Source organism: Micromonospora sp. NPDC003241, from assembly GCF_053589795.1.
On record NZ_JBSFSO010000064.1, the window covers coordinates 1 to 14,924 of the forward strand.

The 14,924-nt window shown below is 73.0% G+C and carries 13 protein-coding genes; 4 read left to right on the top strand and 9 right to left on the bottom strand.

Annotated elements, in window-relative coordinates; all coding sequences use genetic code 11:
• The 3 genes from ACWDVW_RS30310 to ACWDVW_RS30320 form a co-directional block, all read right to left on the bottom strand.
• A partial coding sequence (locus tag ACWDVW_RS30310) for a 6-phosphofructokinase (RefSeq protein ID WP_449955762.1) occupies positions 1 to 1,005 on the bottom strand: 1,005 nt, incomplete at its 3' end.
• Positions 1,006 to 1,186: 181 nt separating this feature from the next.
• On the bottom strand, positions 1,187 to 1,732 hold the full coding sequence (locus tag ACWDVW_RS30315; RefSeq protein WP_449955765.1) for a pyridoxamine 5'-phosphate oxidase family protein: 546 nt from the start codon (positions 1,730 to 1,732) through the stop codon (positions 1,187 to 1,189).
• 34 nt (positions 1,733 to 1,766) lie between these two features.
• Positions 1,767 to 2,264 (bottom strand): polyadenylate-specific 3'-exoribonuclease AS, encoded by a 498-nt coding sequence (locus tag ACWDVW_RS30320; RefSeq protein WP_131055759.1) that lies wholly within the window; start codon positions 2,262 to 2,264, stop codon positions 1,767 to 1,769.
• Between the two features lie 263 nt (positions 2,265 to 2,527).
• Between ACWDVW_RS30320 and ACWDVW_RS30325 the strand changes: the two genes are divergently transcribed.
• Positions 2,528 to 3,220, top strand: a complete 693-nt coding sequence (locus ACWDVW_RS30325; protein ID WP_013735136.1) for a Crp/Fnr family transcriptional regulator — start codon at positions 2,528 to 2,530, stop codon at positions 3,218 to 3,220.
• 79 nt (positions 3,221 to 3,299) lie between these two features.
• On the opposite strand, the gene ACWDVW_RS30330 is transcribed toward ACWDVW_RS30325, so the two are convergent.
• Positions 3,300 to 3,497: a hypothetical protein gene (locus ACWDVW_RS30330; RefSeq protein ID WP_236146062.1), complete on the bottom strand. Its 198-nt coding sequence runs from the start codon at positions 3,495 to 3,497 to the stop codon at positions 3,300 to 3,302.
• Between the two features lie 180 nt (positions 3,498 to 3,677).
• Between ACWDVW_RS30330 and ACWDVW_RS30335 the strand changes: the two genes are divergently transcribed.
• A complete protein-coding gene (locus ACWDVW_RS30335) occupies positions 3,678 to 7,247 on the top strand; it encodes an ATP-binding protein (RefSeq protein WP_449955769.1) in 3,570 nt (1,189 codons plus the stop codon).
• A 17-nt stretch (positions 7,248 to 7,264) separates the two neighbouring features.
• Here the strand turns inward: ACWDVW_RS30335 and ACWDVW_RS30340 are convergent, their stop codons facing one another.
• Positions 7,265 to 7,969 (bottom strand): lysophospholipid acyltransferase family protein, encoded by a 705-nt coding sequence (locus ACWDVW_RS30340; RefSeq protein ID WP_449955772.1) that lies wholly within the window; start codon positions 7,967 to 7,969, stop codon positions 7,265 to 7,267.
• A 334-nt stretch (positions 7,970 to 8,303) separates the two neighbouring features.
• On the opposite strand from ACWDVW_RS30340, the gene ACWDVW_RS30345 reads away from it, so the two are divergent.
• Both ACWDVW_RS30345 and ACWDVW_RS30350 read left to right on the top strand, forming a co-directional pair.
• Positions 8,304 to 9,152 (top strand): DUF308 domain-containing protein, encoded by an 849-nt coding sequence (locus ACWDVW_RS30345; RefSeq protein ID WP_449955775.1) that lies wholly within the window; start codon positions 8,304 to 8,306, stop codon positions 9,150 to 9,152.
• 195 nt (positions 9,153 to 9,347) lie between these two features.
• Positions 9,348 to 10,763 (top strand): alpha,alpha-trehalose-phosphate synthase (UDP-forming), encoded by a 1,416-nt coding sequence (locus ACWDVW_RS30350; RefSeq protein ID WP_449955777.1) that lies wholly within the window; start codon positions 9,348 to 9,350, stop codon positions 10,761 to 10,763.
• Between the two features lie 78 nt (positions 10,764 to 10,841).
• On the opposite strand, the gene ACWDVW_RS30355 is transcribed toward ACWDVW_RS30350, so the two are convergent.
• From ACWDVW_RS30355 to ACWDVW_RS30370, 4 genes are all read right to left on the bottom strand, one after another.
• Positions 10,842 to 11,645 (bottom strand): alpha/beta hydrolase, encoded by an 804-nt coding sequence (locus tag ACWDVW_RS30355; RefSeq protein ID WP_449955821.1) that lies wholly within the window; start codon positions 11,643 to 11,645, stop codon positions 10,842 to 10,844.
• 123 nt (positions 11,646 to 11,768) lie between these two features.
• Positions 11,769 to 13,178 carry a flavin-containing monooxygenase gene (locus ACWDVW_RS30360; RefSeq protein ID WP_449955780.1) on the bottom strand — a complete coding sequence of 470 codons (1,410 nt, stop codon included), beginning with the start codon at positions 13,176 to 13,178 and terminating at the stop codon, positions 11,769 to 11,771.
• A gap of 91 nt (positions 13,179 to 13,269) precedes the next feature.
• Positions 13,270 to 13,974, bottom strand: coding sequence for an endonuclease/exonuclease/phosphatase family protein (locus ACWDVW_RS30365; protein WP_449955783.1), 705 nt, complete (start codon positions 13,972 to 13,974; stop codon positions 13,270 to 13,272).
• Between the two features lies 1 nt (position 13,975).
• A complete protein-coding gene (locus tag ACWDVW_RS30370) occupies positions 13,976 to 14,923 on the bottom strand; it encodes an ROK family glucokinase (RefSeq protein ID WP_449955786.1) in 948 nt (315 codons plus the stop codon).
• Position 14,924: the final 1 nt, after the last annotated feature.

Here is a 14,924-nt window from a genome sequence, read left to right on the forward strand (position 1 = left end):
TGCAGTACGGGTTTGAAACATGAATACCCAGCTCGCGGCCGGGTAAGCGTCTCGTTCGCCACCGAGAAGAGGTCGTGATGCCCCGTCCGTTCGTGTGCCCCAGTCGCCCTCGTGCACGGCGTCGATCGCCTGCAGGCCGAGCCGGGTGGCGAGCACCCGGTCGAACGCGGTCGGGGTGCCGCCGCGCTGGATGTGCCCGAGCACGACGGTGCGGGCCTCCTTGCCGGTCTTGGCCTCCAGCTGCTCGGCCAGCCACTGGCCGATGCCGCCGAGCCGGACGTGACCGAACGAGTCCAGCTCCTGGTTCTGCAGGACCATCTGGCCCTCCAGCGGCTGGGCACCCTCGGCGACCACGACGATCGGGGCGTACTGGTGCTGGAAGCGCTTCTCGACGTAGCCGGCGACCTGCTCGACGTCGAACTGCCGCTCGGGCAGCAGGATCACGTTGGCGCCACCGGCCAGGCCGGCGTGCAGGGCGATCCAGCCGGCGTGCCGGCCCATCACCTCGACGACCAGGGTGCGGTGGTGGCTCTCGGCGGTGGTGTGCAGCCGGTCGATCGCCTCCATCGCGATGTTCACCGCGGTGTCGAAGCCGAACGTGTAGTCGGTGGCGCCGAGGTCGTTGTCGATGGTCTTCGGTACGCCGATGACCTTGACGTCCAGCTCGTGCAGCTTGGTGGCGACACCGAGGGTGTCCTCGCCGCCGATGGCGATCAGCGCGTCGACGCCCTGTGCGGCCAGGTTCTCCTTGATCCGCTCGACGCCGTTCTCGATCTTGAAGGGGTTGGTCCGCGAGGAGCCGAGGATGGTGCCGCCGCGCGGCAGGATCCCCCGGACCTCCGCGATGCCCAGCGGACGGGACAGACCCTCCAGCGGGCCCTTCCAGCCGTCCCGGAACCCTACGAACTCATGGCCGTAGCTGGCGACGCCCTTACGGACCACCGCCCGGATGACCGCGTTGAGACCCGGGCAGTCGCCGCCGCCGGTGAGCACGCCGATACGCATGATCCGCTCATCCTCCTGGGAGCAATTCGGTCAAGCCCGATCAAGCCCCAGGATAAGTGTCAGGTCAGACCTCGGCACCGTTGCCGGCCCGGGGCGGGCCGTCCCCCCGAACTGTAGTCGCCGCACCGGCCCACCTCACACCGCGCCCCGGTTACCAGCCAGTAAGCGTCGTCACCGCCAGTCAGTAGGCGTCGTCACCGGCGGACGCCGGACCACCGCCCGAGCCCGAGTCGCCCTGCCCCAGCAGGCCGACCGAACGGCCGTCCCGGACGTTCCAGCACCGCGCCTCGGTGACGTGCACCGCGACCAGCGTCAATCCGCTCGTCGCCACCCCGTCGGGGAACCACCCGGCGAGCCCCGGGTGCCACAACCGTTCGGCCCGCGCCGGGTCGTAGTCGTCCCGGGCCGTACCGGACAACGACACCCAGACCCGCCCGTCCGGGTCGTGGAAGCCCACCGCCACCTCCGCGTTGACCCGCAACTGGCGGACGGTCGACGACCCGGCGTACGCGAAGAACCACAACTCGCCGTCGAAGTCCGCGCGTTGCAGCGCCATCGGACGGCCGACGAGCCGGCCGTCGAGCGAGGTCGTGGTGAGCGTGCAGACTTCGGCCGCCCTGATCAACTCGGTGATCCGGCGCCGGGCGTCCCGGACGGTCAACACCTCGTCACGCTCCCTCGCCTCGGCACCGTTGGCCACACCGATGCCCGGGGCAGAACGGGCCAAACCACCGATCGACCGCACTGCGGGGACACCGGCGCTACGAACCGGTGATCGCCCGCCACCGGGCCAGGTTGTGCCGGGCGTCGACCAGGGCGTCGTGACGGGCCGCGTCGGCGTTCGGCAACCGTGGCCGCCCCCGCTCGTCCCAGAGCTGTCGCAGCTCCTTGGTGTAGCGGGGGATCTCCCGGGGCAGGGCCGGCATGGCACCCCAGAGCTGCGCCAGCACCACGTGGTCGTACGCGGCGTACCAGGCCCAGAGCTCCAGTTCCTCGCCGGGCCGGTCCCGGATCGGCTCGACCAGGAAGTCGTACAGCTCGTCGCGGATGCGCTCCCGCGAGCGCCACGCCCGGTCCGCCGGGGAGGGCAGCTTGTCCAGCACGTTGCGGCGGACCCAGGGCACGGCGCGGCTGGCGTCGAACTCGGTGGAGACCGCGTAGAACTCGCGGTCGTACTCGTCGACGACGCCGATCGAGACCAGCTCGACGGTCCGGCCGTCCTCGATGAATTCGCAGTCGTAGAAGTAGCGGTAGGCCATCCCCGCCATCCTCGCCGACGCCCGACGGGGGCGCTCGACCGGGTCACCCACCCCGGGAGCGTTTCCAATCGTCCCGATTGGGGGACATCCGCAGCTCGAAGCTGTCACGGAAGTGATTTGAGGGGTGTACAGCAAGCGACCGGACCGTCATGATCTGATGTGTACCGCTGCCGGACGCCGCACGGGTGTCAGAACACCTCGTCAAGGGCCGCCAGGCTCACCCGGTGAGCGAGTTTGGTCCTTTACCGGGGAGGGGTGGGGCCGTGGAGATGCGCCTGCCGGAGCCGGGCGACGCGCTCACGGGTGTGGAGATGTTCGCCGGGCTGGAGCCGGAGGTGCGTCAGCGGGTCATCGCCGCTGCGGTGCCCCGGACGTATCGCAAGGGTCAGTTGCTGTTCGTGGAGAACGACCCCGGCGAGTCGCTGATCGTGCTGCGACGGGGTGCCGTGGCCGTGTTCCGCACCGCGCCGACCGGCGAACGGGCCGTGCTGTCGGTGATCCGACCGCCGGACGTTCTCGGTGAGGTCTCGTTGCTGGACGCCTCCACCCGGTCCGCGTCGGCGGAGGCGATCGAGGACTGCACCGCCCTCGCCCTGTCCCGGGGCGCCTTCATGGAGCTGGTGCACTCCAATCCGCGCATCCTGGACGCGGTGATGCGCTCGCTGGGCGCGCTCATCCGCCGACTCACCGAGCAGAACGCCGACCACGTCTTCCTCGACCTGCCCGGACGGGTCGCCAAGACGCTGGTCCGGCTCGCCGGGGAGAGTCAGGCTCCGATGATCACCATCGAGCTGAACCAGAGCCAGCTCGCCGAGATGGCCGGCGGCTCACGACAGAGCGTCAACCAGGCGATCGGGTCCTTCGCCAACCGGGGCTGGCTGCGTACCGAGGGTCGACGGATCGTCGTCACCGACGTGCCGGCCCTGCGCCGCCGGGCGGGCATGAGCGACCGCTGACCCACCGCGACGACGCGGGCACGACGAACGGGCGGGGCCGGGGACGATCGTCCCCGGCCCCGCCCGTGCACCGTCCAGATCAGGGCTTGGTGCTGCCCGGACCGGCCCAGTCCGTACCGCCCGGACCGGCCCAGTCCGTGCCGTCCTTGCCCGACCCCGGCACCTCGCCGACGATGCCCTGCGCCTGCAGGAGCGCGAGGGTCGCGGCGTCCACGTCGACCGAGTCACCGGCCGGGTGAGTGACTCCGTTACCGTCGGTCCAGTCACTCTTCAACATGACGTACACCATGAGGCTGTCCCCCTGCTCAGCGTGTCCACTTGATCGGCTGCCTGAATCTAGCCGTTCGGTACGCGTCGGACCGCCCGGAGGAGTGTCCACAAGCCAACAGCCCGGTACCCGACAGTCCACCGGGCAGCGATACTCGGACCTGCGCCCCCGGGCGTCGGGGGCTCGCCAGTGGAGGGTGTCATCGCCGCACAGTGTGATCGCTGTGGACGCACCGCCGCCGACGGCGACCGCTTCTGCGGTGGCTGCGGTGCGGAGCTCGGCGCCGTCTGCCCGCACTGCCTGAACCCACTCGCCGCCGACGTGGCCTTCTGCACCTCCTGCGGCACGCCCCGGGCCGGCAGCGACCGTCCCGCCGCGCTCCCCCAGGAGGACCGCCGCCGGGTCAGCGTCCTCTTCGTCGACCTGATCGACTTCACGCCGTACGTCGAGCGGGCCGACCCGGAGCTGGTCCGGGGCATGCAGACCGGCTTCTTCTCCGCCGCCCGCCGGGTGGTCGGGCAGTACGGCGGGGTGGTGGAGAAGTACATCGGCGACGCGGTGATGGCGTTGTTCGGCGCGCCGGTGGCCACCGAGACCGACGCGTTGCGCTGCGTCCGCGCCGGTCTGGAACTGCAACGGGTACTGACCCGGTTCACCCCCACCGGCACCGACGGACTGCGCTTCCGGGTCGGCGTGGCGACCGGCGAGGCGCTCGTGGACGTGGCCGCGGCCCGCGACGGCGGGCAGGCGATCGTCGCCGGCGACGTGGTGAACACCGCCTCCCGGTTGCAGTCGGTGGCACCGCCCGGTGGGGTGCTGGTGGACGGGACGACGCATTCGCTCACCCGGGACACCATCCGCTACGACGAGCAGCCCCCGGTCACGCTGCGCGGCCGGTCCGCGCCGACGGAGGTGTGGCTGGCGCTGTCCGCGGTACGCCAGCAGGCCACCGACCGCGAACCGGACACCACGCCGCTGATCGACCGTGAGCACGAGCTGGGCATGCTGGTCAACGCGCTGCACCGCAGCCTGCGCGACCGCCGCCCGCAGGTGGTCACCGTCTTCGGCCGGGCCGGCATCGGCAAGAGCCGGCTGGTACGCGAACTGCACCGGCACACCGGCCGGCTGGTGGACGAGCCGCTGACCTGGCGGATCGGGCGCTGCCCGCCGTTCGGGGAGAACGTCACGTTCGCCGCGCTGGCCGACATCGTCAAGGCCGAGGCGGGCATCCTGGACACCGACCCGGCCACCAGCGCCGCGCAGCGGCTCGCCGGGGCGGTGGCCGAGTTGGTCGGGCCCGGCGAGCGCGACCGGGTCGCCGACGCGCTGCGTCCGCTGGTCGGTCTGGCCGGTACGCCGCTGCCGGCCGAGGAGGCCGAGTCGGCCTGGCGGCGTTTCCTGCTGGCGCTGGCCGCGCGTCGACCGACCGTGCTGGTCTTCGAGGACCTGCACTGGGCCGACGACGCCATGCTGCGCTTCGTGGAGCTGCTCGGCGCGGCGGCCCGGGACGTGCCGCTGCTGCTGCTCTGCACCGCCCGTCCCGAGCTGGTCGACCGCGATCCGAGCTGGGCGGGGACGATCACCGGCTCGGTGACCATCACCCTGCCGCCGCTGCGGGACACCGGCATCGCCGCGTTGTACGCGCACATGTTCGGGCAGGCCGCCTTCTCGGCCGACCTGTTGACCCCGCTGATCGAGGTGGCCGGCGGCAACCCGCTCTACGCGCACGAGTACGTCCGGATGCTGATCGAGCAGGGCGCGTTGCGACAGTCGGGGCGCGGCTGGTCGCTGGAGAAGCACCTGGACCTGCCGATGCCGGAGAGCGTGCACGCGGTCATCGCCAACCGGGTCGACCTGCTCGACCCGAAGGACCGGGCGGTGCTGCTGGCCGCCGCCGTGGTCGGCGTGCAGTTCTGGCCCGGCGCGGTGGCCGCCGCCGTCGGGCAGCCGGTGGAGGCGGTCGAGCGCGCCCTGCGCCGGCTGGAGCAGCGCGACTTCGTGCACGAGCAGGCCGCGTCCACGATGGCCGGCCAGCCGGAGTACCGCTTCCGACACGTGCTGGTCCGCGACGTGTGCTACCAGCGGTTGCCGCGCACCGAGCGGGTGGCCCGGCACGACCGGACGGCCGACTGGCTGGACACCCTGTCGCAGAGCCGGGACACCGACCTGGCCGAGGTGCTGGCCCACCACCGCTGGGCGGCGCACGAGATCGCCCGGTCGCTGGACCTGGAGACCCGTCGCTACGCCGGTCCGGCACGGGCCGCGCTGCACCGGGCCGCCCGCCGGGCGTACGCGCTGCACGGGTTGGACGCGGCCGCCAGCCACGCGGCCCGCGCGCTCGGTCTCGCCGACGACTCCGACCCGGTCGGGCGGCTGCAACTGGAGCTGCTCAGCACCGAGATCTCGTTCTATCGGGACGGCAACGCGTTCCTCTCCGGCGGCGGGCCGGAGCAGGTGCAGACGCTGGCCGACCGGTTGCTGGCCTGCGGCGACGAGGCGTGCGCGGCACGGGCCTGGACGCTGCTCGGCCAGGCGGCCTGGCTGCGGGCCGACCGGCAGGCCGCCCTGGTCTGCCTGGACCGGGCGGTGCGGCTGTTCGAGCCGCTGCCGGACAGTCCCCAGAAGGCCGACGCCTTCGCCGAACTGGGCCGGCTGCACATGCTCAACTACGAGCGCGATCCGGCGGTGGCGGCGGCGGCCACCGCCGCCGAGATCGGCGAGCGCCTCGGGCTGACCGAGACCCGCACCAACGCGCGGATCACCGCGGCCACCGCCCGGTACCAGGCCGGTGACCGGGCCGGCCTGGACGAGCTGCACGCGCTGGCCGAGTTCAGCCGCGCCGGCCAACTCCTGGCGCTGCCCCGGGCCACCCAGAACCTCGCGTACGCGGTCCGCGAGGAGGGCGACTGGCTGCGCTCCGACGCACTGCTCTCGGCGGCACCGGCCCGCACCGCCAGCGGGCAGACGCTGACCACCAGCTACTCCGGTGAGGCGATGCGCGCCTGGTTCGAGGGGGACTTCCCGCGCCTGCTCGCCGCCGCCGAGGCGTTCGTCGACACGCCCACCGGGAGTTGGGACATGCAGGTGCGCGGGCTGCGGTCGTGCCTGCTGGTGCTGCGGGGCCAACCGGTGCCGCCCGCCGCCGGACCGCCCCGGCAGCCGGGTGAGGGCGCCGAGGCACCCGGCGACGACGTGGCCGCCGCGCTGGACACCGCCCGACGCAGCGGCTTCCACCGGCTGCACTGGACGATGGTGGCGATGGGCGCGCTGTGCCGGGCGTTGCAGGAGCGCACCGAGGAGGCCGCGGCGCTCGTCGACGAGTTGGCCGGGGCGTGGACGACGGTGCCCGCGCTGGCCAGCGGCGAGTGGATCGCCGCCGCCGGCTGGGCGGCCACCCTGTCCGGACGTAAGCCGGCGGCCCGGGTCCGCGCCATGCTGGACCAGGTGGGGCACCGTACGCCCTGGTCGGAGGCGGCCCTGCGGACCGTGACCGGGGCGCTGGCCGGTGCCGACGGCGACCACCGACGCGCGGCCGAGCTGCACCTGGCCGCCGCCGAGATCTACGCCGGGATCCCCGACGTGACCGACCGGATGTTGGCGCTGACGTTCGCGGTGCGCGAGCTGGCGGCGGCGGGCGACCCGGCGGCGGCCAGCGGGCCGCTGACCGAGGTACGCGCGTTCGCGCACCGCAACGGCGCACCCGGGCTACTCCGCCTGGCCCACCCGTCGGAGGCGGGCACCCGGACACTGGCCTCCTGACCGCCGCCCGGGTCGGCTCAGGCGGCGACCGAGGCGGCCGGTGCCGGGGTGGGCATGGTCTTGAGCTTCTGCGCGTACACGTCGACGTACTCGCGGCCGGAGAGCTCCATCAGCTCGTACATGATCTCGTCGGTGACGGCGCGCTCGACGAAGCGGTCACCGGACATGCCGGCGTACCGGGAGAAGTCCAGCGGCTCGCCGAAGCGGATCCGGACCCGCGCGAGCTTCGGGACGATCGTGCCCGGCGGCTGGATCTCGTCCAGGTTGAGCATCACCGCCGGCACCACCGGCGCGCCGCTCTCCAGCGCCAGCCGGGCCACGCCGGTCTTGCCCCGATAGAGCCGCCCGTCGGGTGACCGGGTGCCCTCCGGGTAGATGCCCGCGATGCCACCGGCGCGCAGCACGCTGAGCTGGGTGTCCAGCGCGGCGCGGGCGGCCTGACCGCCGGAGCGGTCCACCGGGATGGTGCCGGTGCCGACGAAGAACATCTTCGTCAGCCAGCCCTTGAGGCCCTTGCCGGTGAAGTACTCGGCCTTGGCCACGAAGGTGACCTTCCGCGGCACGATCAGCGGGGTGAAGATCGAGTCGGAGAAGGAGAGGTGGTTGCTGGCCAGGATCACCGGGCCGGTCGCCGGTACGTGGTGCAGGCCCTCCACCTGCGGCCGGAAGATCACTCTCAGCAGCGGGCCGAGGAACACGTACTTCAAGAGCCAGTACAGCACCGGCGTCCTTTCGGCGAGGCGGTCGTCGTCGCGACGGCACGGCCGCGTGGCAGGAAGCCTACGAAGCTCCACCGCCCGCCACAACGCCCGAGCGGACCGACCGACCCGCCGGGCGGAGCGTGGTCGCCGACCGTGTCCCCTGGCACGCTCCGAGCAAGAACGGACATAGGGGTACGGCCGCGACCAGCGGCACGGACACCGACTTCGTACCCCACGCCACAAGGCACTCCCCGAACCGACCCCGGACGTGTCACGATTCAGAGCACGGCGTGCGGGGGTGCGCCGAGGAGCTGGACGCGGGGCGCGCCGGCGGCGCGATGAGGAGGATGGTCCGGTGTCAGCGGGTGGGGCCCGCCGGGGACGGCGGGACAACGGGCTCGACGCCAGCGAGTACGCCATCGCCGGCGACGTCGACCCGCGCGTCGGTGAGCACCTGCTCGACGTGCTGGCCGCCGGCGGCATCGCCGCCTATCTGCAACCCTCGGCCGACCTGAACCCGGTCACCCGCACCACCACGGTCCCGGCCCGGCCGGTCGACCGGCTCTACGTGGACCGCTCGCATCTGAGCACCGCTCGGGACTACCTCAGCCAGCTCGCCGACGAGTCCGGCACGGCCCGCCCCGAGGAACCGGACATCGACGCCGAGTGGGAACGGATCGTCGCCGGTTTCCACAACTCGCCGGGCAGCGGGGACCACCCGTGGCCCGCCGCCGAGAACGTGGACGACCAGGCCGACGGCGGCAGCAGCACGATCACCACCCCTCGGCCGACGCCCGAGGAGCCGACCGGCCCGACCGCCACCGACGTACGCCGCCTGCCCTACGCCGCCGACGTCTCCGGCGTGTCGGTGGGACGCGGGCCGCGTGACGGCGACGGTCCGTCGCTGCTGGAGGGCCTGGACACCTTCGGTGCCGACCTGCCGGACGACCCCGACGACGACGAGCGCTACGTCCCGCCGCCGCCCCCGCCCCTACCCCGGGTGTCGAAGTACGCCGTGGCGGGTGTCCTCGCCGTGGTGCTCGGCTTCGTGTTGTTCCTCTTCCCGGACATGCTCCCCGCCGACCCGAGCATCGTGACGCTGCTCGGCTTCACCGGCATCCTGGCCGGATTCGTCACGCTGGTCTGGCGGCTGCGTCCCGGCGACGCCGAGGACCGGGGGCCGGACGACGGCGCGGTCGTCTGAGCCGACCGACGTCCGCGTCCACCGCGCACCGTAGCCGCCCGGATACCGGGACGCGCACCGCCCACGCCAGGGGACGTGACAGTGGTGTAACTTACTGTCAGTAGGAATACCGCAGTACGTCACGTCACCCGCCGACTGCCCGGTTGTTCCTTTCCTCGTGGGCGGTCACTCCCCCTGCTGATCGGAATGCCCGAGATGCGACAGAGTTCTCTCGTGGTGGTGGCCAACCGCCTCCCCATCGACGACAACGTGGCGCTCGACGGCGCCTGTGAGTGGCGCCGCAGCCCCGGCGGGCTGGTGAGTGCACTACACCCGCTGTTACGACACACCCCGGCGACATGGGTCGGTTGGGCGGGCGGGACAGGCCCCGCACCCAGCCTGCCGGACGTCGACGGGGTGCGGATGCACGCCGTGCCGCTGAGCGGCGAGGATCTGCGCGACCACTACGAGGGGTTCGCCAACGCGACCCTCTGGCCGATCTATCACGACGCGGTCGAGCAGCCGGAGCACCACCGGCGCTGGTGGGACGCGTACCAGCGGGTCAACCAGCGGTTCGCGGAGGCCACCGCCGAGGTCGCCGAGCCCGGCGCCGTGGTCTGGGTGCAGGACTACCACCTGCAACTGGTGCCGGGGCTGCTCCGTACGCTCCGACCCGACCTGCGCATCGGCTTCTTCCTGCACGTGCCGTTCCCGCCGCCGGAGCTGTTCATGCAGCTCCCCCGCCGCGCCGAACTGCTGCAGGGCATGCTCGGCGCGGACCTGGTCGGCTTCCAGCGGGCGCAGGCCGCGCACAACTTCGCCCAGCTGGTCTCCAAGGTGCTGGGCCTGCCGGCCACCGACCGGCGGATCGCGGTCGAGGACCGGGTGGTCCGCATCGGCGCGTTCCCGGTCTCCATCGACACCGCCGAGATGGCCGCGCTGGCTGGCCGCCCGGCGGTGGCGGACCGGGCCCGGCGGCTGCGGCACGACCTCGGCAGCCCGGACCACGTGATCCTCAGTGTCGACCGGATGGACTACACCAAGGGCATCGAGCAACGACTCAAGGCGTACAGCGAGTTGCTGGCCGGTGGGCACGTCAAGGTCCGCGACACCGTGTTGGTGCAGGTGGCGGTGCCCAGCCGGGAGCGGGTCGGCCAGTACCAGATCCTCCGCGACCGGGTCGAACGCGAGGTCGGACGGATCAACGGCGAGTTCGGCCGGGTCGGCGAGCCGGCCATCCACTACCTGACCCAGCCGTTCGACCGCGCCGAGCTGGCCGCGCTCTATCGGGTCGCCGACGTGATGGCGGTGACCCCGCTGCGGGACGGGATGAACCTGGTCGCCAAGGAGTACGTCGCCGCCCGGGTGGACGACGCGGGCGCGCTGCTGCTCAGCGAGTTCGCCGGAGCGGCAGCCGAGCTGCCGCAGGCGTACCTGGTCAACCCGCACGACCTGGAGGGTCTCAAGCAGGGCCTGCTCGCGGCGCTGCGGGCCGACCCGGCGGACGTCCATACCCGGATGCGGGCCATGCGCGAGCACCTGCACCAGCACGACATCCGGGCCTGGGCCCGGTCCTACCTGTCCACCCTGGACCAGAGCGGCGACCTGGTCACCCACCTCACCAGCGGCTGAGGTGGGTGGGCCCGGCCCGGGTCCGCACCACGCGGACCGGGCCGGGAGGTCACGCGTTCCGGGCCAGCCGTCGCGGACTCAGGGGCGGTCGTCGCGGGCCGGGCCCTTGTCCAGCCAGTCCAGGATCGCGTCGATCGGCTCCTGCCACCGCGCGTCGAGCATCAGGTCGTGCCCCATGCCGGGAAAGAGCAGCGGTGCCGAGTCGTACCGGCGGGCCGCCCCGGTCAGCGCCGACGGCGGCACCACCCGGTCGTCCGGACTGCCCAGCACCAACACCGGCGGACGGCCCACCGGCGGCTCCGGCTCGGCCCCGGTCAGCAGCCGCCACTGCGCCCGCCGGGCCGCCCGCCCCAGCCGGCCGGTGTAGCGCCGGGCGTCGGCCTCGGGCAGCTCGCGGCTGAACAACTGGCGACGGTGCAGGCGCAGCCCGCCGCCGAAGACCGCCGGGAGGGTGCCGAGCGGGTTGCGCCGCACCGCGGCACTGAACGTCGCCCACCCGCCGAGGACCGGCGCCACCAGCACCGCCGCCCGGGCCGGATACCGGGCCAGGGCGTGCGCGACCACCAGGGCCCCGGCGCCGTGCCCCACCAGCACCGCCTGGCGCGGCAGGCCCGCCGCCACCTGCACCACGTCGTGGGCGTACGCGCGCAGCGTCGCGTCCGGCGCCGGACCGCTGTCGCCGTGCCCCCGCAGGCTCACCGCGTACGCGGGGAAACCGCGCGCGGCGGCGTGCCCGAGCCAGTGCTCGGCGTACACCCAGGCGCCGTGCCCGAAGCCGGGCACGAACAGCAGGGGTGGCCGCCCCTCCTCCAGCTCGGGCGTGGCGCTGAGCACCTCGCGGGGCACCGGACGAACCGGCCGCGCCCACTCCCAGGCCCGCATCACCCGTACCCGGTCGCTCACGCCGCCGCCTCGCTTCGCTCCCCGGCGGCGCGAGACACACCCGCACCGCACCCGATGGTTCGCTCCCTCCGGTCGCTCACGCCGCCGCCTCGCTTCGCTCGCTCACTTGGCCTCCAGGTCGCGCAGCGCGCGTTCCAGCACCCGCAGGTAGTCGGCGTGGCCGACCTCGAACCAGTGCCGGGTCGAGTCCTTGACCTGACCCGAGTAGCGCTCCCCGGCGTTGGCCCGGACCCGCGCGGCGAACGCCGTCGCCCGCTCCGGCCGGGTGGTCCGCAGCCGCAGCAGCCGGGCGAAGAGCACCGCCTGCCAGTGCGACAGGGTGAACACACCGGAGTCCGGTTGGAGCAGCCCGGTCACCGCCAGGGTGGGGTGCTCCGTCACGAAGGCGTTGAGCCACAACCGGGGCCGGCCCACGCCCTCGTCGTCGCCGAGGATCTTCGCGTCCAGGAACTCGAAGCGCGGCAGGTAGCCGGTGGCGCAGACGACCACCTCCGGGTCGATCTGCCGGCCGTCGGTCAGCTCCACCGAGTGCGAGTGGAACCGGGTCACGTCCGGCACCGGCGTGATCGCGCCGTGCCCAACGTAGTAGACGAGCTGGCTGTTGGCGATCGGGTGCGTCTCGTACACCCGGTGGTCGGGCCGGGGCAGGCCGAACCGGGTCAGGTCGCCGACGGTCAGCCGCAGCGTGCGGTGATAGAGCCACTGCCGGACCCGCAGCGGCACCCGCAACGCCAACAGGGTGTCGTTGACCTGGTCGGCGGGGCGGCCGAAGACGTACTTCGGGGCGTACCAGTAGCCCCGGCGGGTGGAGTGCCAGCAGCGTGCCGCCTGCTGCGCCGCCTCCACCGCGATGTCGCACCCGGTGTTGCCGGCGCCCACCACCAGCACCCGCTTGCCCCGCAACTGGGCCGGGTCCTTGTAGGACGACGCGTGCATCACCTCGCCCCGGAACTGTTCCAGTCCCTCGTAGCGGGGCAGCTTCGGCGACCAGTTGTGTCCGTTGGCGATCACCACGGCCGCGTACCGGGAGGTGCGCTCCGGGCCGTACCCGCCGGTGCTGCGGGTGGTGACGTCCCAGCGGTCGTCGGCGACCGGCTCGACCCGCACCACCTCGGTGCCGAACCAGATGTGCCGGCGCAGGTCGAAGTGGTCGGCGTACCGCTCGAAGTAGGACAGCAACTGGCTGTGGTGCGGGTAGTCGGGCCAGTCGTCGGGCATCGGGAAGTCGGGGAACTGGGTGAACGGCCGCGACGAGATCAGGTGCGTGCTGGCGTACACCGGGCTGCGGTCGTGCCGCCAGTTCCAGGCGCCGCCGATGCCCGTCTCGCGCTCGTAACAGTCGACGCCGAAGCCGTGCTCGGCGAGGTTCTTGACGGCGGTCAGGCCGCTGGCGCCGGCGCCGATGACGCAGACGGTGTCGCCCCGGTCGGAGACCGGGCGGCCGTCACTGCTGCGGGCGAGGGGGGTCGTCTCCGGTTCGGACCGACCGTGGTGCGCGGTGGGGGTGGGCACCGGGGTCTCCTTCGTCTCGGCACGGGTGCCGGGTCGCGCGAAATCCTCTCCACAACGGAGCGGGATGTCCAGTCCCCCGGAGCGCCGAAGGTCAGTCGACGGCGGGAATCAGCAGGTCGACCAGGATCGGAAAATGATCGCTGGCACGGCGGGTCAACGGGGTGTCCAGCACGTCGTAGTCGACCACGGTGATCCGGGGATCGACGAAGAGGGCGTCGATGCGCCGCCGGGGGTTCGCGCAGGAGTAGGTGAGCCGGTCGGCGCGGTCCGCGGCCACCGCCGTGTCGGTCAGCCCCTCCGCCACGGTCCGCCAGGCCGGGTCGCCCGGCTCCTCGTTCAGGTCGGCGGCGGCGATCACCGGGTACGGCGCGGCGGCCAGGTCCCGCCGGAACAGTTCCGCCTGAGCGGGCCGCTCGGTCGGATCGGTGGACAGGTGCGAGCCGGCCACGGTGAACCGGGCGGACCGGCCCACCACGCAGTCGGCGTACGCGGCGCCGCGCAGGTGCCGCCCCGGGGTGAGCGGGAACCGTTGGCAGCGCGCGCCGGTCACCCGTACCCGCAGGTCGGTCAGGACCAGGTTGCCCAGGGCGGGCAGCCCACCGGCGGCGACCACCAGGCCGAACGACTCGGCCAGCGCGGCCGACTTCTCCCGCCACCGGAAGCGACGCGGGCCCTCCTGGACCACCACCACGTCCGGTGCCGTGGTGCGGACCACCTCGGCCAGCGCGGCGGTGTCGTCGCGCTGGCCGTGCACGTTGTACGACACGACGCGCAGCGGCACGCCGGGAGCGCTCATCTCAGACCCGTCGGGCGAGGTCGGCCGCGCCGATGACGCCGGCGGAGTTGCCCAGCTCGGCGGGGCGGATGTCGGCCACCGGCAACCGGCTGCGCTGCGCCAGCGCATCGGTGAACGAACGCCGGGTCGGGCCCATCAGCAGGTCACCGGCGTCGATGACGCCACCGCCGACGACCAGGACCTGCGGGTCGAGGATCTGCGCCATGTCCGCCAGGCTGGTGCCGAGCCAGCGGCCGACCTGGGCGAACGCCTCGGCGGACACCGGGTCACCGCCCTTGGCCGCGGCCGTCACCATCGGGCCGGTGATCGCCTCGGCCTCACCGTCGGCGAGCTCCAGCAGCGCGGTGGCGCGGTGCGGCTCCTGCCGGGCGGCGGCGCGGGCGAACCGGACCAGGGCGCTGCCGCTGGCGTACTGCTCGATGCAGCCCAGCCGCCCGCAGCCGCACTGGTGGCCGTCCGGCACGGTGAGCATGTGTCCGAGTTCGGCGGCGATGCCGTTGGCGCCCCGGACCAGTTCACCGCCGAGCACGATGCCGCCGCCGACACCGGTGCCGATGGTGAACATGACCATCGAGTCGTCGGCCTGCCGGGCGGCGCCGTAGCGGAACTCGGCCCAGGCGGCCACGTTCCCGTCGTTCTCCACGATCACCGGCAGCCCGACGGACGCGCTGACGTACGCGCGCAGCGGCTCGTCGCGCCAGGCCAGGTTGGGGGCGAACAGGACGGTCGAGCGACTGGCGTCGATCCAGCCCGCCGCGCCGATGCCGACCGCCTGGATCTCGTGTCCGGAGGCGAGCTCGGTGACCAGTTCGATGATGACGTCCCGCGTCTTGCCGACGTCGTCGGCGGGGGTGTCCCGTCGGGTCTGCACGAGAACCCTGCCGGTGTCGTCGACGACACCGCCGGCCACCTTCGTGCCACCGACGTCGACTCCGATGGTCAGCGTCACC